Source organism: Novosphingobium sp. UBA1939 (assembly GCF_002336885.1).
In the GTDB taxonomy this organism is placed as follows: domain Bacteria; phylum Pseudomonadota; class Alphaproteobacteria; order Sphingomonadales; family Sphingomonadaceae; genus Novosphingobium.
Map to the genome: position 1 here is coordinate 1 of NZ_DDFB01000160.1, position 20,251 is coordinate 20,251.

18 protein-coding genes, 1 tRNA gene and 3 pseudogenes are annotated in these 20,251 nt (G+C 68.0%); 11 read left to right on the top strand and 11 right to left on the bottom strand.

All coding sequences use genetic code 11. The annotated features are described in order from the left end of the window. From B3547_RS21300 to B3547_RS21310, 3 genes and pseudogenes are all read right to left on the bottom strand, one after another. On the bottom strand, window positions 1-585 hold a 585-nt coding region (locus B3547_RS21300), incomplete at its 3' end, for an NAD(P)-binding domain-containing protein (protein WP_292966877.1). A gap of 99 nt (window positions 586-684) precedes the next feature. Next, a pseudogene (gene thiD / locus B3547_RS21305) lies at window positions 685-1,113 on the bottom strand (bifunctional hydroxymethylpyrimidine kinase/phosphomethylpyrimidine kinase); the annotation flags it as partial. A 127-nt stretch (window positions 1,114-1,240) separates the two neighbouring features. Then, a complete protein-coding gene (locus tag B3547_RS21310; RefSeq protein ID WP_292966833.1) occupies window positions 1,241-2,131 on the bottom strand; it encodes a prephenate dehydratase in 891 nt (296 codons plus the stop codon). A 226-nt stretch (window positions 2,132-2,357) separates the two neighbouring features. Between B3547_RS21310 and B3547_RS21315 the strand changes: the two genes are divergently transcribed. The 3 genes from B3547_RS21315 (at window position 2,358) to B3547_RS21330 (ending at window position 5,400) form a co-directional block, all read left to right on the top strand. After that, window positions 2,358-3,248 (top strand): c-type cytochrome, encoded by an 891-nt coding sequence (locus tag B3547_RS21315; RefSeq protein ID WP_124811176.1) that lies wholly within the window; start codon window positions 2,358-2,360, stop codon window positions 3,246-3,248. A 353-nt stretch (window positions 3,249-3,601) separates the two neighbouring features. Then, window positions 3,602-4,240, top strand: a complete 639-nt coding sequence (locus B3547_RS21325) for a glutathione S-transferase family protein (RefSeq protein ID WP_124811175.1) — start codon at window positions 3,602-3,604, stop codon at window positions 4,238-4,240. Beyond that, complete coding sequence (locus tag B3547_RS21330; RefSeq protein ID WP_292966835.1) at window positions 4,237-5,400, top strand: CaiB/BaiF CoA transferase family protein; 1,164 nt, start codon at window positions 4,237-4,239, stop codon at window positions 5,398-5,400. The genes B3547_RS21325 and B3547_RS21330 overlap by 4 nt, the downstream gene beginning before the upstream one ends. Before the next feature lie 126 nt (window positions 5,401-5,526). Here B3547_RS21330 and B3547_RS21335 read toward each other — a convergent pair. Further along, window positions 5,527-5,600: transfer RNA gene (locus tag B3547_RS21335), tRNA-Gln, on the bottom strand. A 168-nt stretch (window positions 5,601-5,768) separates the two neighbouring features. Here B3547_RS21335 and B3547_RS21340 point away from each other — a divergent pair. Then, the gene (locus B3547_RS21340) at window positions 5,769-7,061 is read left to right on the top strand and encodes a Ppx/GppA phosphatase family protein (RefSeq protein WP_194918898.1); all 1,293 of its coding nucleotides are present in this window, start codon (window positions 5,769-5,771) and stop codon (window positions 7,059-7,061) included. Next, entirely contained in the window at window positions 7,058-7,753 is a 696-nt protein-coding gene (locus B3547_RS21345; RefSeq protein ID WP_292966839.1) for an RlmE family RNA methyltransferase, read from the top strand. Before B3547_RS21340 ends, B3547_RS21345 begins: the two co-directional genes overlap by 4 nt. 13 nt (window positions 7,754-7,766) lie before the next feature. Here B3547_RS21345 and B3547_RS21350 read toward each other — a convergent pair whose 3' ends face one another. Continuing rightward, complete coding sequence (locus B3547_RS21350; RefSeq protein WP_292966841.1) at window positions 7,767-8,933, bottom strand: iron-containing alcohol dehydrogenase; 1,167 nt, start codon at window positions 8,931-8,933, stop codon at window positions 7,767-7,769. A 119-nt stretch (window positions 8,934-9,052) separates the two neighbouring features. Then, on the bottom strand, window positions 9,053-9,670 hold the full coding sequence (locus B3547_RS21355) for a TetR/AcrR family transcriptional regulator (protein ID WP_292966843.1): 618 nt from the start codon (window positions 9,668-9,670) through the stop codon (window positions 9,053-9,055). 89 nt (window positions 9,671-9,759) lie between these two features. Here B3547_RS21355 and B3547_RS21360 point away from each other — a divergent pair. The 5 genes and pseudogenes from B3547_RS21360 to B3547_RS21380 all read left to right on the top strand — a co-directional run bounded on the left by B3547_RS21360 (window position 9,760) and on the right by B3547_RS21380 (window position 14,743). Beyond that, window positions 9,760-10,856: pseudogene (locus B3547_RS21360) on the top strand (acyl-CoA dehydrogenase family protein). A gap of 33 nt (window positions 10,857-10,889) precedes the next feature. Beyond that, window positions 10,890-11,654, top strand: a complete 765-nt coding sequence (locus B3547_RS21365; RefSeq protein WP_124811168.1) for an SDR family NAD(P)-dependent oxidoreductase — start codon at window positions 10,890-10,892, stop codon at window positions 11,652-11,654. 41 nt (window positions 11,655-11,695) lie between these two features. After that, window positions 11,696-12,883: an acyl-CoA dehydrogenase family protein gene (locus B3547_RS21370; RefSeq protein ID WP_292966846.1), complete on the top strand. Its 1,188-nt coding sequence runs from the start codon at window positions 11,696-11,698 to the stop codon at window positions 12,881-12,883. Beyond that, window positions 12,873-13,961, top strand: coding sequence for a phosphotransferase (locus tag B3547_RS21375; protein ID WP_292966848.1), 1,089 nt, complete (start codon window positions 12,873-12,875; stop codon window positions 13,959-13,961). Before B3547_RS21370 ends, B3547_RS21375 begins: the two co-directional genes overlap by 11 nt. Continuing rightward, complete coding sequence (locus tag B3547_RS21380; RefSeq protein WP_292966850.1) at window positions 13,958-14,743, top strand: enoyl-CoA hydratase/isomerase family protein; 786 nt, start codon at window positions 13,958-13,960, stop codon at window positions 14,741-14,743. The genes B3547_RS21375 and B3547_RS21380 overlap by 4 nt, the downstream gene beginning before the upstream one ends. Window positions 14,744-14,934: 191 nt before the next feature. Here B3547_RS21380 and B3547_RS21385 read toward each other — a convergent pair whose 3' ends face one another. After that, complete coding sequence (locus B3547_RS21385) at window positions 14,935-16,047, bottom strand: S-(hydroxymethyl)glutathione dehydrogenase/class III alcohol dehydrogenase (protein WP_292966851.1); 1,113 nt, start codon at window positions 16,045-16,047, stop codon at window positions 14,935-14,937. 103 nt (window positions 16,048-16,150) lie between these two features. Here B3547_RS21385 and B3547_RS21390 point away from each other — a divergent pair, with 103 nt between their 5' ends. Next, window positions 16,151-17,029, top strand: coding sequence for a LysR family transcriptional regulator (locus B3547_RS21390; RefSeq protein ID WP_124811163.1), 879 nt, complete (start codon window positions 16,151-16,153; stop codon window positions 17,027-17,029). 3 nt (window positions 17,030-17,032) lie between these two features. Here the strand turns inward: B3547_RS21390 and B3547_RS21395 are convergent, their stop codons facing one another. The 4 genes and pseudogenes from B3547_RS21395 to B3547_RS21410 all read right to left on the bottom strand — a co-directional run. Continuing rightward, window positions 17,033-17,437, bottom strand: coding sequence for a cytochrome c (locus B3547_RS21395; RefSeq protein WP_292966852.1), 405 nt, complete (start codon window positions 17,435-17,437; stop codon window positions 17,033-17,035). Continuing rightward, window positions 17,434-18,678: a molybdopterin-dependent oxidoreductase gene (locus tag B3547_RS21400; RefSeq protein ID WP_292966853.1), complete on the bottom strand. Its 1,245-nt coding sequence runs from the start codon at window positions 18,676-18,678 to the stop codon at window positions 17,434-17,436. The genes B3547_RS21395 and B3547_RS21400 overlap by 4 nt, the downstream gene beginning before the upstream one ends. Before the next feature lie 39 nt (window positions 18,679-18,717). Continuing rightward, window positions 18,718-19,761 carry a YeiH family protein gene (locus B3547_RS21405; RefSeq protein ID WP_292966855.1) on the bottom strand — a complete coding sequence of 348 codons (1,044 nt, stop codon included), beginning with the start codon at window positions 19,759-19,761 and terminating at the stop codon, window positions 18,718-18,720. A gap of 81 nt (window positions 19,762-19,842) precedes the next feature. Further along, a pseudogene (locus B3547_RS21410) lies at window positions 19,843-20,251 on the bottom strand (glutathione S-transferase C-terminal domain-containing protein); the annotation flags it as partial.

Below are 20,251 nucleotides of genomic sequence, written 5' to 3' on the forward strand. Positions count from 1 at the left end.
GATGCCGTTGTGCACCATCTTCACGAAATGGCCGGCGCCCGGGGGTCCTGCATGGATGTAACCCCGTTCGGCACGGTCATCCGGCGCGTTCCGCCCTTTCGTCCGGACGACATTGCCATAGCCCGGTGCCAGCGTGTCGAAGATCGGGTCGAGCGCGTCGACGATCTCCTTCTCGCCGCCGATCATCATGCAGTACCCGCGTTCCAGGCCCCAGATACCGCCCGAAGTGCCGACATCGACGTAGTGGATCTTGCATTCGCTGCACGACGCGGCGCGGCGGATGTCGTCCTTGTAGAAGGTGTTGCCGCCGTCGATGATGATGTCGCCCTTCGCGCACGTGGCGGTCAGCGCGGCGATGGTGCTTTCGGTCGGATCGCCCGCGGGGAGCATGACCCAGAAGATGCGCGGGCCATCGAGCGCGGCCCTCATCTCGTCGAGCGAATTGACGCCGATCGCGCCTTCGCCGGCCAGTCCCTTCACTGTATCTGCCGAGCGGTCATAGACCACCGTCTGATGCCCCGCGCGCATCAGGCGCCGCGCGATGTTGGCGCCCATCCGGCCCAGGCCGATGATCCCTAGCTTCATGTAATGCTCACCCTTCCAACCGTTCGCCCTGAGCCTGTCCAAGGGCGTGTCCACACCACGTGCTTCGACAAGCTCAGCACGAACGGTTGGGGTTTGCGCAAGTGCTTCGAGCTCGGGAAGGTTGGGCGTCACCACCGCCGCCAGCGCCATCAGTCGCTCGAACGCCGCGACCGTCTCGGCATCGGCCAGCACGTCACCGCTGGTCGCCACCATGACGGGATCGAACACGATCGGCACCTTCAATCCCGTCAGCAGGTCCGCCACCGCATTTGCGGTCTCGGCGGATCCGATCATCCCGATCTTGACCGCATCGACGCCGATGTCGGTCACCACCGAATTGATCTGCGCGACGACCATGCCGGCCGGCACGGGCAGCACCGCCTGAACGCCCAAGGTATTCTGCGCGGTGATCGCGGTGATCGCGGTCATGGCGTGGCCGCCGAGCATCGTCACCGTCTTGATGTCGGCCTGGATGCCCGCACCGCCGCCCGAATCGCTGCCGGCGATGATGAGGATGCGCGGGGTCATCGAAGGTGCAAAGGCCACACTTGGTTCACACTAATCGCGCATCGCGGAATGGTCCGATTTGCGGTCGATATACGTCCTGCGCCGACCGACGACCTGCATGCCACAATGGGCGGCATGGAGGAAAGCGTCATCCCCGCTTGCGCGCCTGCGGATAGCTGCCCAGCACGCGCAACCATTTGGAATGAAATCCCAATTCATCCATCGCCCGGTCGAAATTTTCGTCGCCGGGACGTCCTTCAACGTCGGCGTAGAAATCGGTCGCCGCGAAGCTGCCGCCCTTTTGATAGCTTTCCAGCTTGGTCATGTTGACGCCGTTGGTCGCGAAACCGCCCAGCGCTTTGTAGAGCGCGGCGGGGATGTTGCGCACCTCGAACACGAAGGTGGTGATCGCCGGGCCGGCGATCTGGACAGGGTCGATCGGCTCGCGCGCCAGCACCACGAAGCGCGTGGTGTTGTCGTGCGCGTCCTCGACGTTGTCCTCGATCACCTTCAGGCCATAAAGTTCGGCGGCGATGCGCGGCGCGATGGCGGCCACGGACGGATCGCCGAGCTCGGCGACATAGGCCGCGGCGCCGGCGGTATCGGCATAGGACAGCGGCACGATGCCCCGCGCGCGCAGGAAATGGCGCGACTGGCCCAGCGCCTGCGGGTGGCTGTAGGCGCCGGTGAACGGACCATCGCCCATGGCCATCAGCGCCGCGTGAATCGGCAGGAAGTATTCGCCCACGATCGACAAACCGCTTTCGGGCAGCAGGAAGTGGATGTCGGCGACGCGGCCGTGCTGCGAATTCTCGATCGGGATGATCGCCTTGCCGGCGCGTCCGTCCTTCACCGCATCGAGCGCGTCCTCGAACGAAAAGCACGGCAGCGGCAGGCAGCCGGGCAGCGCGTCCATCGCCGCGCGGTGCGAATTGGCGCCCGGCGCGCCCTGAAACGCCACGGCGCGCGCGGGTTCGCGGGCGGCGGCGGCGGCCATCGATTCGACCAGGGCGAGCGCGGGAGCGGGGTAGCTTTGCATGATGCGCCGGCGATTAGGCCGCGACCGGCCACGCGGCAACCCACAATTCGGCCATCGCCGGGGCACGAATCCCCCGCGAACCGGGGGCGATCGGGCATCGTTGTTCGCATTCTTTGCGGCGTCATCGGCGCAATCGCTCTTGCGTGCGCGCGGAGGCCTGACTAGAGCGGCCAAAATTGCGCTGGGGGCCGGCAATGGGGTCGGCGGGCGCCAAGTGGGGCAGGGAATGGACGACCGTTTCAATACCATCGCCGGTTGGACCTTGTTCGGCGGGATCGTGGCACTGGGGCTTTCCAGCCTTTCCAGCCACTATTTCATGGCTGACAAGCACCATGCCCCCGAAAAGGCGGGTTACGCCATCGAAGGCGTGGAAGCCGAAGGCGGCGCCGGCGCGGCGGCGCTCGAACCGATCGCCAACCGTCTGGCCAAGGCGGATGCCGCCAAGGGCGAGGCGATCTTCGCCAAGTGCAAGGCCTGCCACACCATCGATCAGGGCGCGGCCAACGGCATCGGCCCGAATCTCTATGAAATCGTGGGCGATGCCATGGCATCGGGCCGTGGCGGCTTCGCCTTCTCCGACGCGCTCAAGGCCAAGGGCGGCAAGTGGGATTTCGCCAGCCTCGACGAATGGCTGACCAACCCCAAGAAGTTCGCGGACGGCACCAAGATGACCTTCGCCGGCATCGCCAATCCGCAGGATCGCGCCGACGTGATCCTCTATCTGAACACCAAGGGCTCCAACCTGCCGCTGCCCGCGCCTGAGGCGGTTCCGGCCGCCGGCGCCGCGCCGGCCGCCGCAGCCGTGGTGGGCGATGCCGCCAAGGGCGAGAAGATCTTCGCCAAGTGCAAGGCCTGCCACACCATCGACCAGGGCGGCGCCAACGGCATCGGCCCCAACCTGTTCGGCATTGCCGGTGAGAAGGTCGCTGGCGACCGTGGCGGCTTCGCTTTCTCCGACGCGCTCAAGGCCAAGGGTGGCAACTGGGACGACGCGACGCTCGACGCCTGGCTGTCTGGCCCGGCCAAGTTCGCCGCCGGCACCAAGATGACCTTCGCCGGCCTGCCCAGCGCGCAGGACCGGGCCGACGTGATCGCCTATCTCAAGACCAAGAAGTAAGCCGCCTTTCCGCAAGGCAGCCTGCAAAAAGGGGCGTCCGGCCGGTCCGGATGCCCCTTTTTCGTGGCCTTTGCGGGCAGGCGACATCCCATACTTGCAAATTATGCAACCCAGCCCTCGTCCTTCGCACTTGCGAAAGAACCGGTCCGACGGCACATAGGACGGGCCTTTCAGGCATCCTCTCCCAAACTTCCAAAGGCCGGCTCTGCCGGCCTTTTTTTTGGCCGGCCTTTTTTTGGTCTGCGCCCTTTCCCGGTTCTTTTTCGGGGCGAAACGGCACGCGAGGTTTGCAACGCCCGGCCCACCGATTTAATCATTCGATTAAACGCGACCCGCGCCACGGAGAGGTGCCCATGAAACCCGTGCTCTATCACTGCGCCGATGCGCGCTCGTTCCGCGTGCTGTGGATGCTGGAGGAGCTGGAACTGGACTACGAGCTGAAGCTTCTGCCGTTTCCGCCGCGCCTGCTGGAGCCGGGATTTCTCGAGATCAACCCGCTGGGGACCATCCCGTTCTACCAGGAGGGCGCGGTGCGGATGACCGAATCGCCGGCGATCGTGCAGTATCTGGCCGCGCGCCACGGCGGCGGACGGCTGGAGATCGGCCGCGACGAGCCCGGCTTCGGCGATTATCTCAACGCTCTGTCCTATGGCGAGGCGACGCTGACCTTCCCGCAAACGCTGGTGCTGCGCTATTCGCGGCTGGAGCCGGCCGAACGGCGGGTGCCGCAAGTGGCGGAGGACTATGCCCGCTGGTACCGGGCGCGGCTGCGCGGGCTGGCGGCGCTGCTCGAACAGCGCGACTATGTGGCGGGAGGCCGGTTCACCGCCGCCGACATTTCGGTGGGCTATGCGCTCCTGCTGGCACGCACGCTGCGGCTCGACCGCGATTATCCGCCGCAGATCGCCGCGTACTGGGAGCGGCTGGAACAGCGCGACGGCTATCGCCGCGCACGGGCGGCACAAGGCACCGATGGAGATTTCGCGGCATGACCACCCTGCTTGAAAACATTCGCGTGATCGACCTGACCACGGTGGTGTTCGGCCCCTATGCCACGCAGATGCTGGCGGACATGGGCGCGGACGTGATCAAGGTCGAACCGCCCGAAGGTGATCAGATGCGGCAGGCGGGACGGCCGAAGCAGGTGCGCGGCATGGGGCCGGTGCACATGACGCTGAACCGGGGCAAGCGCTCGATCGCGCTCGACCTGAAGCAGCCGGCCGATGCGGAGGTCATGCGCGGCCTGCTCGCCGATGCCGACGTGTTCGTTCACAACGTGCGCGGTGCCGGCATTGCCCGCCTGGGGTTCGACTACGAATCGGTCAGGGCCATCCGCCCCGACATCATCTATGTCCATTGCGTGGGCTTCGGATCGGACGGCCCCTATGCCGGCCTGCAGGCCTATGACGACGTGATCCAGGCCGCGACCGGCACCACCACGCTGCTGCCGCGCGCCGATGGCGAAGCCCGGCCCCGCTTCGTGCCCTCGCTGATCGCCGACAAGGTTTCGGGTCTCTATGGCGCCCAGGCCGTCCTGGCGGCGCTGTTCCACCGCCAGCGCACGGGCGAGGGGCAGCTGGTCGAAGTGCCGATGTTCGAATGCTTCGCGCAGTTCATGCTGCAGGAGCACCTCTATGGCGAGGTCCATGACGATCCGGTGCAACCCGCCGGCTATCCGCGCCAGGTCGATCCCCATCGCCAGCCCTTTCCCACGCGCGACGGCTGGGTCAGCATCGTCCCCTATACCGCGCACACGATCGCCCGCGTGTTCGAGGTTCTGGAAGCGACCGAGGTGTTCGACGACCCGCGCTTCGCCACCGATCTCGACCGGCTGCGCAATGTCAGCCTGTTATATGCCGAGATCGCCCGGCGAACGCCCGCCCGCACCAGCGCGGAATGGGTCCGGATCCTGAACGCGGCGGGCGTTCCCTGCATGGAAGTGCGCGATCTGCAGGATATCCGCCGCGATCCGCACCTGGCCGCGGTGGATTTCTTCCACCATCGCGACCATCCGACCGAAGGCGGCTATGTGGAAATGCGCCTGCCCATCCGTTTCGCCGCCATGCCGGCACGAGACCTCGCGCATCCGCCCGCCATCGACGAACACGGCCCCGCCCTGCGCGCCGAAGCGCAACGCCGCCACAAGCGCTGATCACGCGCCCGGGCGGGCTATCTGACGGGACCTGGTTGGGGGCAGGGAGCGGCGACGGCGCACGCAATGGGCAACGCCGCAATCGCGCTAGCCATTGCACAAGGTTATGATTTCATAGGGGGAGTTTGGATGCCCGACGAGGATTCGAACCTCGATTGACGGAGTCAGAGTCCGTAGTCTTACCATTAGACGATCGGGCAATGGAGCGGCGCACTTAGAGGGGGGCTGGCGGCAAGTCAAGCGGCCTTGCGCGCCGTTCCGCGCGATGCGGGCGCGGCGGTCTTGCCGGGCGTCCCTCGTGCCGTTACCATGGCCGTCAAGTACCCGCCACGCATCACGCAGGCGGGAAAACATAAGCGAATTGAAACATGGCGGAGATCAATCCGCCGGCCCCGGGGCAGGGGGCGCGTTCCGGCAGCAAGAAGCGGCAACGACCTCCGCCGCACGCTCTGGCCGGTTCCTCGTCTCCGCAACCGAAAGCCGCCGGCGTTCCACAGGGTGCCTTGCGCCCGCCCGAGACACCAGCCTTGCCGGAGGAATCGGCGCAGCAGGCGCGGCCGCTGTGGAACCGGCCCATGCCCTTTCACCGCCAGGCCTATGCGGCGATCGACCTTGGCACCAACAATTGCCGGTTGCTGATCGCGCGGCCTTCGGGCGATCATTTCGTGGTGATCGACGCGTTCAGCCGCGTGGTGCGGCTGGGCGAAGGGCTGGCGCAGTCCGGCCGCCTTTCCGACGCGGCGATGGACCGCGCGCTGGGGGCGCTGCACATCTGCGCCGAAAAGCTGCGCAAGCGCAACGTTCACCTGGCCCGCTCGGTGGCGACCGAGGCGTGCCGGCGCGCGACCAACGGCGCGGAATTCATCGAGCGCGTGCACAGCGAGACCGGCATCCGGCTGAACATCATCACCGCGCAGGAAGAGGCGCGATTGGCGGTGCTGGGCTGCCACATCCTGCTGGAACACGGCGACGGTCCGGCGATGATCTTCGACATCGGCGGCGGATCGACCGAGATGGTGCTGGTCGATACCGGCGAACCGGTGCCGCGCATCCTCGACTGGCAGAGCGTGCCCTGGGGCGTCGTTTCGCTGACCGAGAGCATCGGCCCGATTTCCGACGAGCCGGCGGCGCGCGCCGCCGCTTTCGCGGAGATGCGGCGGCGCGTGGACGAAGGCTTCGCCGCCTTTGCCGAACGCGTCGCGGGCGAGCGCAAGGCGGCGCTGGAGCGCGGTGCGATCCGCCTGCTCGGCACCAGCGGCACGGTGACCACGCTGGCCAGCCTGCATCTGAAGCTGCCGCAATATGACCGGCGCGCGGTGGACGGGCTGATCGTGCCGGTCGAATCGATGCGCGGGATCAGCCGCCGGCTGTCCTCGCTCAGCCCCACCGAGCGCATCGCGGTGCCGTGCATCGGGCGCGAGCGCTCCGACCTGGTGGTCGCCGGCTGCGCGATCCTCGAATCGATTTTCGACATCTGGCCGGCGGAGCGGCTGGGCATTGCCGATCGCGGCATCCGCGAAGGCATCCTGCGCAGCCTGATGGCGACGGGCGGCGAAGCCGAGCGCAGCCGCGAGGCGCTGCGCGCCATCCGCCGGAAAGCGGGCGCGCAAATGACCGGTGACCCGATAACAGGCGACCAGATAACAGGAGATAGGCCATGAGCCGGTCTGGACGCGATCCGGGCGAAAGGCTGCGTACGGCCAAGAAGCGCACCGCCTCTTCGGCGCGCTGGCTGTCGCGCCAGATCAACGACCCCTATGTGAAGCAGGCCAAGGCCGATGGCTATCGCAGCCGCGCCGCCTACAAGCTGGCCGAACTCGATACCAGGTTCGGCCTGCTGCGGGGCGTGCGCCGCGTGGTCGATCTTGGCATCGCGCCGGGCGGGTGGAGCCAGATCGTGCGGCAGAAGGCGCCGGCGGCGAAGATCGTCGGGATCGACCTGCTGCCAACCGATCCGATCGACGGCGTGACCATCTTCCAGATGGATTTCATGGCCGACGAGGCGCCGGCGGCGCTCGAAGGCGCGCTCGATGGCGAACCGGACCTGGTATTGTCGGACATGGCGGCCAACACCGTGGGGCACAAGCAGACCGACCACTTGCGCACGATGGGGCTGGTCGAGACGGCGGTCGATTTCGCCATCGCCACGCTGGCGCCGGGCGGGGCGTTCGTCGCCAAGGTTTTCGCCGGCGGCACGGACACGCAACTGCTGGGCCTGCTCAAGCGCAATTTCACCACGGTAAAGCACGCCAAGCCGCCCGCCAGCCGCAAGGATTCCTCGGAATGGTACGTGATCGCCCAGGGCTTCAAGGGCCGTGTGCGCACGGAGCCGGAGGACGAGGGCGAAACGTGAGACGCCGGGGCCGCTAACCGTCCCAGACGCGGGCGTAGAGTTCCGCCATCTCGGCCGCATCGGGCACGCGCGGGTTGTTGGCGGGTGATCCCGAGGCGATCGCCTGTTCGCACATCGTCGGGATCAGGCCCTGCCAGCGGGCGGCGTCGATGCCCCAGGCGGCTGGCCCCGGTACTCCGAGATCGCGGTTGAGCGCGCCCAGTTCCTCCAGCAGCCGCGCCACCGCGCCCTGATCGCCCTCGTGCGCGTCGGCCACGCCCATGGCGCGGGCGCATTCGGCATAGCGCGGCAGCGCGGCGGGGGCGGACCACGCCGTCACCGTGGGCAGCAGCATGGCGTTGGACAGGCCGTGCGGCACATGGAAATGCGCGCCGATCGGCCGGCTCATGCCATGGACAAGCGCGACCGAGGCGTTGGTGAAGGCGATGCCCGCCTGCGTCGCGCCCAGCATCAGCGCCTCGCGCGCTGCGCGGTCATCGGGATCGTCGCAGGCGCGGCGCAGGTTGGGCGCGATCGCGCGCATCGCCAGCAGCGCCATGCCATCGGTGAACGGGCTGGCGCGCTTCGAGACATAGGCCTCGATCGCGTGAGTCAGCGAATCGATCCCGGTATCGGCGGTCAGCCGGCGCGGCTTGGTGAAGGTCAGTTCGTAATCGACCAGCGCCGCCACGGGCAGGTAGGCAAGGCCGGGGCACATCATCTTCTCGTCTGTGGCTTCGTCGGTGATGACGGTGACGCGGGTCGCTTCCGATCCGGTGCCGGCGGTGGTCGGGATGGCGATCACGGGCAGGCCGGGTTCGTCCTGGACGTGGGGGGCCTTGTAGTCCGCCATGCTCCCGCCGTGGCGCGCGAGCATGGCAATGGCCTTCGCGCTGTCGAGCGGGCTGCCCCCGCCGAAGCCGACCACGCAATCGTGATCGCCTTCGCGCAGGAAGGCGAGGCCGGCCTCGATCGAGGCGACGGTCGGATCGGGAACGGTCCCGTCGAAGACGCGGCTGGCGATGCCGGCAGCTTTCAGGCTGCCTTGCAGCGTTTCCACGCGGCCCTGTCCGACCAGGAAGGCGTCCGTCACGATCAGCGGGCGGGACAGGCCCAGCGTGGCCAGCACATCGGGCAACTGGCGTGATGCGCCGCCGCCGATGCGCAGGATGCGGGGAAGCGCGATGCTGGCAATGCTCATGAAATCCTCTCCGCGCCGGCGGTTGGGGGAGCCGGGCTTGCGCCGGGTCTAGCCTGTGGCGCGGGGCCGGCGCAATCACACTACGTATGCATGGAAAGCCGGAAGTCCCGTCGCGCGCTTCAGCGTGGCAGGTAGCCGCGCGCCAGGTTGGTGACGAGGTATTCGGCAAGGTCCGCCGGCGCGTGCTCGCCATCGGGATCGTGCCAGCGCGCGGGCCAGTTGAGCGCGCCCGCGATGGTGAAGGCCAGCAGCTTGGGATCGGTCGGCGCGAGCGAGCCGTCGGCGATCGCCTCGCCGATCAGTTCGCGCAGGGCGTTGTCGATCTGGCGCTTGAGCGCGCGGAACTGCTGCTGGCTTTCACTCGCCAGCGCCTCGTCGCCGGTGCGGATCACGCAGCGGCCGAAATCGTCCATGTTGATCTGGGCATAGCGGCGCAGGAACCATGCCAGCCGGTCCGCGCCCGTGCCTGCTTCCAGGCGCGCCTCCGCCGCCGCCTCGATGATCTGGCCCAGCCCGCGCGATACGCATTCGAGCAGCACCTGATCCTTGTTGCCAAGGTAGTGGTAGATGGTCGGCTTGGAGATGCCGAGCCGCGCCGCCACGTCATCGAGCGAGGTCTGGTGGAATCCCTTCTCGTTGAACATCCGCACCGCCGCGCGCAGCACCGCGTCGCGCTTGGCGGCGCGATCGGCCTGGCGTTGTTCGGGGGTCTGGAAAGGCGAGGAAATGGGGGTCAAGGCGGGGTCCGGTCTGGCGGCCCCCGTGTTGACAAAAAACGCACGGGAATGCAAGTTACTCATCAGTAGATAGCCAACCGGTGAGTTTCATGATTTTGACCGAAACCCAGGCCGCCGTGCGCGACATGGTGCGTTATTTCGCGCAGGAGCAGATCCGGCCGAACGCGGCGGCCTATGAAGCGGCCGGCGGCTATCCGCCGGACCTGTTCGCCGCGCTGGCCGAGATGGGGTTGACCGGCATGACCGCGCCCGAAGAGGTGGGCGGGGCCGGGCTCGATTACGTGTCCTACGCCGCCGCGCTGATCGAGATCGCGGCGGCCGATGGCGCGCTGTCGACGATCCTGTCGATCCAGAACAGCCTGATCGTGTCCGCGCTGCTGCGCTATGGCACGCCGGCGCAGCAGGCGCGTTTCCTGCCGGATCTGGTGGGCGGCAAGGCGATCGGCGCCTTCGCGCTGACCGAGGCGGATGCGGGTTCCGACGCATCGGCCATCCGCACCCGCGCCCGCAAGGTGGAGGGCGGCTATGTGCTGGAAGGGGCGAAGCAGTTCATCTCGTCCGGCCGCATCGCCAGCCTGGCGATCGTGTTCGCGGTGACCGATCCCGATGCCGGCAAGCGCGGCCTCTCGGCCTTCCTCGTGCCGACCGACAGTGCCGGCTACGTGGTGGACAAGGTGGAGCACAAGCTGGGCCAGCGCGCGTCCGATACCTGCGCCATCCGCTTCGACAACCTGTTCGTGCCCGATGACCTGGTGCTAGGCGAAGCCGGCGCGGGCTATGCGATCGCGCTGTCCAACCTGGAAGCGGGCCGTATCGGCATCGCCGCGCAATGCATCGGCATGGCGCAGGCGGCGCTGGAGATCGCGGTTGACTATGCCAAGGAGCGCAAGAGCTTCGGCCAGCCGATCATCCAGCACCAGGCGGTGGGCTTCCGTCTCGCCGATCTGGCCGCCCGGCTGGAAGCGGCGCGTCAGCTCGTGCTNNCTGCCTCAAGGAAGCCTCGATGGCCAAGCTGGTGGCGTCCGAAACGGCCGAGGCGGTCGTGTCTGGCGCGTTGCAGACGCTGGGCGGCTACGGCTATCTTGAGGAATTCGGCATCGCGCGGATCTACCGCGATGTGCGCGTGTGCCAGATATACGAAGGCACGTCCGACATCCAGCGCATGGTCATCGCCCGCGCGCTGTAAGGCTTGCAGAACATCCCCGAAGGAGCAGGAAGCATGGAAATCAAGGGAGTGGCCGCCATCGTCACCGGCGGCGCATCGGGTCTGGGCGGTGCCACGGCGGCGCGGCTGGCGAAGGCCGGCGCGAAGGTGGCGATCTTCGATCTCAACGCCGACTTGGGCGCCCGCCACGCGGCCGAAATCGGCGCGGCGTTCTTCCCCGTCAACGTGACCGACGAAGCGGCGGTCGAGAACGCGATCCTCGAAGCCGAGGCGGTCAACGGCAAGGCGCGCATCTGCGTCAACTGCGCCGGCATCGGCCCGCCCGCCAAGGTGATCGGCCGTGATGGCAAGGCGCTACCGCTCGCCGATTTCGCGAAGATCATCCAGATCAACCTGATCGGCAGCTTCAACGTGCTGTCCAAGTTCGCCGCGCGCATCCACGATGCCGAAACGGTGGGACCGGAAGAGCGCGGCGTGATCGTCAACACCGCCTCGGTCGCCGCGTTCGACGGGCAGATCGGGCAGGCCGCCTATTCCGCCTCCAAGGGTGGCATCGTCGGCATGACGCTGCCGATCGCGCGCGAACTCGCCCGCAGCGGCATCCGCGTGATGACGATCGCCCCGGGGATCTTCTGGACGCCGCTGCTGGCCTCGCTGCCGCAGGACGCGCAGGATTCGCTGGGCAAGCAGGTGCCGTTCCCGAACCGGCTTGGCCAGCCCGACGAATACGCGCAGATGGTGGAAAGCATCGTTACCAACCCGATGCTGAACGGCGAGACCATCCGCCTGGACGGCGCGATCCGCATGGCGCCACGCTAAGACCAAACACGGGTGAGTATGCAACAGGGGGTGAGGATACGATGACGATCAGCCGCGAAGCGCTCGACATGGCGGCGAAGGTGGAAGCCTTCGTCCGCGAAACCGTGGTTCCCTATGAACAGGACCCGCGCCGCGATCATCACGGCGCGCCGACCGACGAGCTGGTCATGGAACTGCGCGAGAAGGCGCGCGCGGCGGGCGTCCTAACCCCCCACATCCGCCCTGACGGCAGCCATTTCAACCAGCGTGAAACCGCCGTGATCCTGATCCCGTCGGGCCTTTCGCCGCTGGGGATGCTGGCCTGCAACACCCAGGCGCCCGACGAGGGGAACATGTACCTGCTGGGCCATGTCGGCAGCGCCGATCTCAAGGCGCGCTTCCTGGCGCCGCTGGTCGAAGGGCGCGTGCGTTCGGCGTTCTTCATGACAGAACCGTCCGACGAAGGCGGTGCCGGGTCCGATCCCTCGATGATGCAGACCACGTGCCGGCGCGACGGCAACCATTGGGTGGTGAACGGGCGCAAGGCGTTCATCACCGGTGCCGAAGGCGCGAAAGTGGGCATCGTCATGGCGAAGTCGGTCGATCCGGATTCGCAGGGCGGCGCGTGCATGTTCCTGGTCGACCTGCCCGATCCCGCGATCCGCATCGATCACGTGCCCAACACCATCGACAGCTCGATGCCGGGCGGCCATGCCACGGTCACCATCGATAACTTGCGCATCCCCGCCGACCAGATGCTGGGCGATGCCGGCGAAGGCTTCAAGTATGCTCAGGTGCGCCTCAGCCCGGCGCGCCTGTCGCACTGCATGCGCTGGCTGGGCGGGTGCATCCGTGCCAACGAGATCGCGGTGGACTATGCCAACCGGCGCATGGCCTTCGGCAAGCAGCTGATCGATCACGAAGGCGTGGGCTTCATGCTGGCCGAGAACATGATCGATCTGAAGCAGGCCGAACTGATGATCGACTGGTGCGCCGCGGTGCTCGATACCGGCTCGCTCGGCACGGTCGAAAGCTCGATGGCCAAGGTCGCGGTGTCCGAGGCGCTGATGCGCATCGCCGACCGTTGCGTGCAGGTGATGGGCGGCACCGGCGTTACCGACAAGACCATCGTCGAGCAGGTCTTCCGCGAAGTGCGCGCCTTCCGCATCTATGACGGCCCGACCGAGGTCCACAAGTGGAGCCTGGCCAAGAAGGTCAAGCGCGACTGGCGGCACGGCCATGGCGGCTGAAGTTCCTGACGGGAGCGCCGGGGCCAACGCCGGTGGGGCCAATGCGGGCGCGGGCGAGGTTCGCGTCGCGTTCGACGAAGCCGCGCTGGCGCGGTGGATGGCGGCGCATGTCGCGGGCTTCGCCGGGCCGCTGGACGTGGCGCAGTTCAACGGTGGCCAGTCGAACCCCACCTATCGCCTGTCTACGCCGGGCGCGCGCTATGTCCTGCGTCGCAAGCCGCCGGGGCCGCTGCTGAAAGGCGCGCACGACGTGCTGCGCGAGGCGCGCGTGCTGACCGCTCTGGGGCCGACGCCGGTGCCCGTGCCGCCGGTGCTGGGCGTGTGCGAGGACGATGGCGTGATCGGCAGCGCGTTCTACGTCATGGCGATGGTCGATGGCCGCATCTTCTGGGATGCGCGTTTTCCCGACGTGCCGCAGGGCGAGCGCGCCGCCTACTACGATGCCATGAACGCCACGATCGCCGCGCTGCACGCGGTCGATCCCGCGGCGGTGGGCCTGGGCGACTTTGGCCGGCCCGGCAATTTCTTCGAACGGCAGATCGGGCGCTGGACGAAGCAGTATCTTGAGGACGAGCTGGCCGGCCGCAACGCGGACATGGACGCGCTGGTCGCCTGGCTGCCCGCGCACATTCCGCCGGGCGACGAAAGCCGCGTGACCCACGGCGATTTCCGCTGCGACAACATGATCTTCCATCCCACCGAACCGCGCGTGGTCGCGGTGCTCGACTGGGAACTGTCGACGCTGGGCAATCCGCTGTCCGACTTCGCCTATCACGCCACGATGTACCGGATGCCGCCGGACATCGTCGCCGGGCTGGGCGGGGCCGATCCCGTGCCGCTGGGCCTGCCAACCGAGGCGGATTACATCGCCGCCTATTGCCACCGCACCGGACGCGCGGGGATTCCGGACTGGGATTTCTATATCGCGTTCAATTTCTTCCGGCTCGCCGCGATCTTTCACGGCATCAAGGGCCGCGTGCTGCGCGGCACCGCCAACAGCGCCCACGCGCGGGAACGGGCGGAAGCCTTCCCCCGGCTGGCGGCGCTGGCGCGCGAAGCGATGGAGGCCTGCGCATGAACCCCGTTCTGCTCACCCGTGATGGCGGTGTCGCCACGATCACGCTCAACCGGCCCGATCAGGGCAACGCGATCGACATGGATCTGGCGCGCGCGCTGGAGGCGGCGGCGCGCGACTGCGCGGGCGATCCGGCGGTGCGCTGCGTGGTGCTGGCGGGCAACGGCCGCCTGTTCTGCGCGGGCGGGGACATCGCCTCTTTCGCTGCCGCCGGCGATCGCGCGGGCGCTTTCCTGCACGAACTGGCCGGCGCGCTGCACGAGGCGGTGCTGGTGCTGGCGCGGATGGACAAGCCCCTGTTGACGCTGGTTCACGGCCCGGCGGCGGGCGCGGGCCTCAGCCTGGCGCTGCTGGGCGATGTGGTGCTGGCGGGCGAAGCCGCGCATTTCACCGCGGCCTATTCCGGCATCGGCCTGACCCCCGATGGGGGCATGAGCTGGCTGCTGCCGCGCGTGGCGGGTCTGCGCGTGGCGCAGGAGATGATTCTCACCAATCGCCGCGTCGGCGCGGAAGAGGCAGCGCGGCTGGGGTTGGTGACGCGCGTGGTGCCCGATGCCGATCTCGCGGCGGAAGGGCAGGCGATGGCGGTACGGCTGGCCGCTGCGCCGGTGCGGGCGCTGGGCGCCGCCCGCGCGCTGCTGCTGGACAGTTCGACGCGCGATCTTGCCGCGCATCTGGCGGTGGAGGCGGATTCGATCGCGGCGGCGGGCTCCGGCGCGGAAGGCCGGGAAGGCGTTGCGGCGTTCCTCGAACGCCGCAAGCCGGATTTCACGCGCGCTTCGTAGACGCGGATGGCCTTGCCTTGAAGCGTCATTGCGAGGGGCGCAGCCCCGCGGCAATCCAGGGCCGCACACGGGACTCTGGATTGCTTCGCGTGCCGCTCGCAATGACGAGAAGTGGGCACGATCAGGTCATCGTGCCCCAGGGCAAGGAACAGGCGCCTCTCCCGCTGGCGGGAGAGGCGCGATAGCGTGCTTCAGAACACCACGACCGAGCGGATCGACTTGCCCGCGTGCATCAGGTCGAACGCGGTGTTGATCTCTTCCAGGCCCATGACGTGCGTGATCATCGGGTCGATCTCGATCTTGCCGGTCATGTACATGTCGACGATCTTGGGCACGTCGGTACGGCCCTTGGCCCCGCCGAACGCGGTGCCGCGCCAGTTGCGGCCCGTCACCAGCTGGAACGGGCGGGTGCTGATTTCCTTGCCCGCCTCGGCCACGCCGATGATGATGCTGGTGCCCCAGCCGCGATGGCAGGCTTCGAGCGCGGTCCGCATCACCTCGGTGTTGCCGGTGGCGTCGAAAGTATAGTCGGCGCCGCCGTCGGTCAGTTCGACCACCTTGGCGACGGTTTCCTCGCGGCTCAGGCCCTTGCTGTTGAGGAAGTCGGTCATGCCGAACTTGCGGCCCCATTCCTCGCGATCGGGGTTGATGTCCACGCCCACGATCTTGCCCGCGCCCGCCAGTCGCGCGCCCTGGATGACGTTGAGGCCGATGCCGCCGAGGCCGAAGACCACGACGTTGTCCCCCACTTGGACCTTGGCGGTGTTGACGACGGCGCCCACGCCCGTGGTCACGCCGCAGCCGATGTAGCAGGCGGACTGGAACGGCGCGTCCTCGCGGATCTTCGCCACCGCGATCTCGGGCAGGACGGTGAAGTTCGAGAAGGTGCTGCAGCCCATGTAGTGGAAGATGGTCTGGCCCTTGTAGGAAAAGCGGCTGGTGCCGTCGGGCATCAGGCCCTGGCCCTGCGTGGCGCGGATCGCGGTGCACAGGTTGGTCTTGCCCGAAAGGCACGACTTACACTGGCGGCATTCCGGGGTGTAGAGCGGGATCACGTGATCGCCCGGCTTCACGCTGGTCACGCCGGGGCCGACCTCGCGCACGATGCCCGCGCCTTCGTGGCCCAGCACGCTGGGGAAGATGCCCTCGCTGTCGAACCCGTCGAGCGTATAGGCATCGGTGTGGCACACGCCGGTCGCCATGATCTCGACCAGCACCTCGCCCGCCTTGGGGCCTTCGAGGTCCAGTTCCACAATCTCGAGCGGCTGCTTGGGCGCAAAGGCAACGGCGGCGCGGGTCTTCATGAGGGCATCCTCCAGGAAATGGGACGGCCGCCCTTAACATTGGACCAGCCGTGCGATAAATACGTGGTTCTGGTTTATTCTATTGCTAGCATGGGATAATCGATTGTCCAAGTGGGACGGCTTCGAAGAGATCGTCGCGATTGCCGATTCCGGCAGCTTCGTCGCGGCGGCCAGGCGCCTGGGGGCGTCCACCTCGCACGTCAGCCGGGCGGTGGCGCGGCTGGAGGCGAAAGTGGGCGCGCGCCTGTTCGACCGCACCACGCGCACGGTAACGCTGACGCCGGTGGGCCGCGCCTTCGTGGAGCAGGGCCGCCGGCTGGTCGAAGAACGCGACGAGGCGCTGCAATACCTGACCCGGCAGGGCGAGATGCAGGGCGAAATCCGCATCACCTGCTCGATCTCGATGGGCGAACGCTTCGTCGCGCCGGTGGTCACCGAGTTCCTGGAGCGCCATCCCGGCATCACCGCGACCGTGGAACTGACCAACCGTGTGGTCGATCTGATCGCGGAAGGCTTCGACATCGGCATCCGCACCGGCCATCCGGCGGATAACCGGCTGGCGGCGCGGCAGATCGCCAGCCGCTCGTCCGACCTCTGCGCCGCGCCGGCCTATGTCGCGCGCAAGGGTGCGCCGGCGCGCTGGCAGGATCTCGAAGCGCACGACTGCCTGATCGGCACCAACGCCACCTGGCATTTCGTGGAGAATGGCCGGCGGCTGACGTTCGTGCCCACCGGCCGGCTGCATTGCAACAGCGGCGCGGCGGTGGTGGAGGCGGCGGTGGCGGGCATGGGCGTGTGCCAGCTGCCCGCGTTCTACGTGCGCGATCATATCGCCGCCGGGCGGCTGGTCACGCTGCTCGACCGCTATCGCGACGCGCCCGAGCCGGTCTGGGCGGTCTATCCGCAACGCCGCCAGCTGGTGCCCAAGGTCAAGGGCATGATCGACCTGCTGGAAGACCGGCTGGGGCGCGTCATTCCCTGATCGTCATTCCCTGACGGGTGCCGCTTTCGGGGAAAGGTGCGCCAGATAGGCGACGATCGCGGGCACGTCCTCCTCCGGCACCGGCGCGTGATAGACGTCGCGCATCTTGTGGACCACGCCGGCCCAGGCTTCGGGCGAGAGCGCGGGCTGGGTCAGCGTCATGCTGGCCGAATGGCAGGCGGTGCAATCGGCGTTGATCGTATCCGCTTTCGGCCCGCCATCCGGGCTGTCCGGGAAGAACGGTTCGTCCACCGGCAGTTCGATGGCGCTGGAGGTCAGCGTGAAGCCGTTGGCGGTGACGCGGGCTGGCGTCGGCTCCGGCTTGCGCGCGCCGGCGGCGGCGGACACGGCAAGCGTGGCGGAGGCGAGCGCGGCGAGAAGCGCGAACGTGGGCAGGCGGCGCATCATGCGGTCACCATGATCGTGGTCGTTTCGACATTGGCGCGCATGAAGCCGCCGGGGTTCCAGATCGGCTGCAGCGGTTGTGTCTCGCCCTTGTCGCTGGTGCAGCGGGCCATGAGCGCGACCATGCCCGGCGCGCCGACCGGCACCCGCGCATCCCAGCGGCGGAAGCCGTACTTGCCCTTGTCCGGCCCCAACGTGGCGGGGAGCCAAGTCTTGCCCCCATCGGCCGAGACATCGACGCGGGCGACGCCGCAATCGCCGCCCATGGCGATGCCGCCCACCGCGATCGTCGGCGCCCACGGCACTCTCTGCCCCTCTGCCAGGCTGGTGATCCAGCTGCGCGCGACCATGCGGTTGATCGGCGTGGTCGGGAAGCCGGAACTGCCGGGGGCGACATTGGCGCCGGGCGTGTCGGGAATCTTGTAGGCCTTGGCCATCCAGTACCCGGTATCGGGCGTGGCCAGCACCTCGATGTCGTTGAGCATCTTGACCCAGTAGGTCGAATACCAGCCAGGCACCACCAGCCGCAGCGGAAAGCCGTTGAGCAGCGGCAGCTGTTCGCCGTTCATGGCGAAGGCGATCATCACTTCACCATCGCGCGCGTGGTCGAGGTCGAGCGATTTGGAGAAATCCGGGGCTTCGGGCACCAGCGGCTGGTCCATGGCGCCGAAGCGCACCGCCACCGCGCCGGGGCGCACGCCGGCGAGATCGAGCACGTCGCGTAGGCGGACGCCGGTCCACAGCGCGTTGCCCATGGCCCCGTGCGCCCATTGCGCGCCCGGCACGCGCGGCTGGAACAGCCCGCGCGAATTGCCCGAACACTGGTTGATCGCGGCGATCTCGAAGCGCGGCAGGCGCAGGATGTCCGCCAGCGTCAGCGAAAGCGGTTTCGCCACTTCGCCGCGCACGGCAAGACGGAAGGCGTTGACGTCCACCGTCGTGGGAATGTCCGCCCAGTGCCAGCGCACGAAGAACCGGTCGTTGGGGGTGAAGACATCGCCATCGAATACCGAGAGCGGGGTTTCGAGCAGCGGCGGCCGCATCCGCTGCAGGATCATCGGCCCCTTGCCGGGGAACGCCGTGGTGATCGGCCGCGTGGACGGGCCGCCCGGCAGGTGGAGGTCGACCGTGCCGTCGGCCGCGAACGCCGGGGCGGCCAGCGCGCCCGCGCCCAGCGCCGCGCCGCCTTGCAGCAGCCGTCGCCGGCCGAGCCGCGTTGCCAGCATCGAATCGAACTGGTCCATCGTTTCTTCTCCTTCCGGCCCCCGTTCAGGTCTTCTGATTCAGGCCAGGCCGGTCAGCCGCAGCACCGCCAGCGCGGCCAGGCCGAGCAGCAGCAGCGACAGCGTAACCACCGTTACCACGCGCGGGCCAGCGGCGGTAACGCTGCGCAAGTCGACGCCAAGGCCCAGCGCCGCCATGGCGAGGATCGTCAGGAACACGCTGGCCTCGTGCGCCGGGGCGATCATCGCCACGGGGACGAGGCCCAGCGAACGGAGCGCCGCCAGCGCCAGGAACACGAGGATGAACGGCGGCAGGAAATGCAGCAGGCCATGGCGGAGCCCCGGAGTCCGGACCGTGGCGGCTTCCGCTTCTTCGGCCTGATGCGCCTTGAGCACCGACAGGCAGGCGACGACCGGCCCCAGCATCAGCACGCGCACCAGCTTGACCAGGGTGCCGGTCTGCACGGCGGAGGGGCCGAGCGGGCCTGCGGCGGCCAGCACCTGCGGCACGGCATAGACCGTCAGGCCGGCCAGCGTTCCCCCGGCGGCGGCGCTCAGGTGCAGCGCGTGCGCCACGATCGGCAGCGCGATCACCACGGCCACGCCCAGCACGGCGGTGAAGGCGATCGCCGTGGCCACGTCGTCGCTTTCGGCATCAATTACCGGCGCGACGGCGGCGATGGCGGAATTGCCGCAGATCGCGTTACCGCAGGCGACGAGCACCGCCATCTTGGGCGGCAGTCCGAACGCGCGGCCCAGCAGGAAGCTGGCAGCGATCGCGCCAAACACGATGGCGACGATGCCGGCGAGCAGCGGCAGCCCGGCGGCGGCGATCGTGGCGAAGCTGATCGTCACGCCCATCAGCGCCACCGCGCATTCGAGCAGGCCCTTGGCGGCCCACTGGATTCCGCATGCGAACCGCGCGGGCGGCGTCCACAGCGTGCGGACGGCGGTGCCGGCCAGAATGGCCAGAACCAGCGCTTCCACCCAGGCATGGCCGGCAAGGCGGACTTCAAGCCGCTCCAGAGCGAGCGCGCCCAGCGCCACCGCTCCGCAGACCAGAAGGCCGGGCGCGTGGGTGCGGGCGGAAAGAAAAGCTGTCATGCACCGAAGATGGGCTTTTCAATCGAACAACTCCAACTGATTGAAATTGGAGATTCAATAGAATTTATCTATCAAACTTACTCAATCCGCGTCGGGTTGCTGCGCAGGGTGGGCGCGCCGGAAAGGCTCCAGGGCCTCGCAACGCGCGGCAATCCGCGCGATGGCCGACCACGACGCAAGGTCGATACCAAACCGTTGAGCGGAATAGACCTGCGGGATCAGGCAGCAATCGGCCATGGTCGCGGCATCGCCGAAGGCGAAATCGCCGCCGTGGCGCGCGATCAGAACCTCCAGCGCGTCGAAGCCCGTGCCGATCCAGCGCGCGATCCACGCCGAGACTTGCGCCTCGCTTGCCTGAAAGTCCTGCCGCAGCGCTTGCAGCACGCGCAGGTTGTTCAGCGGATGGATGTCGCAGCAGACCAGCCCCGCCATCGCCCGCACCGTGGCGCGGCCCAGGGCATCGCCGGGCAGCAGCGGGGTTTGCGGATAG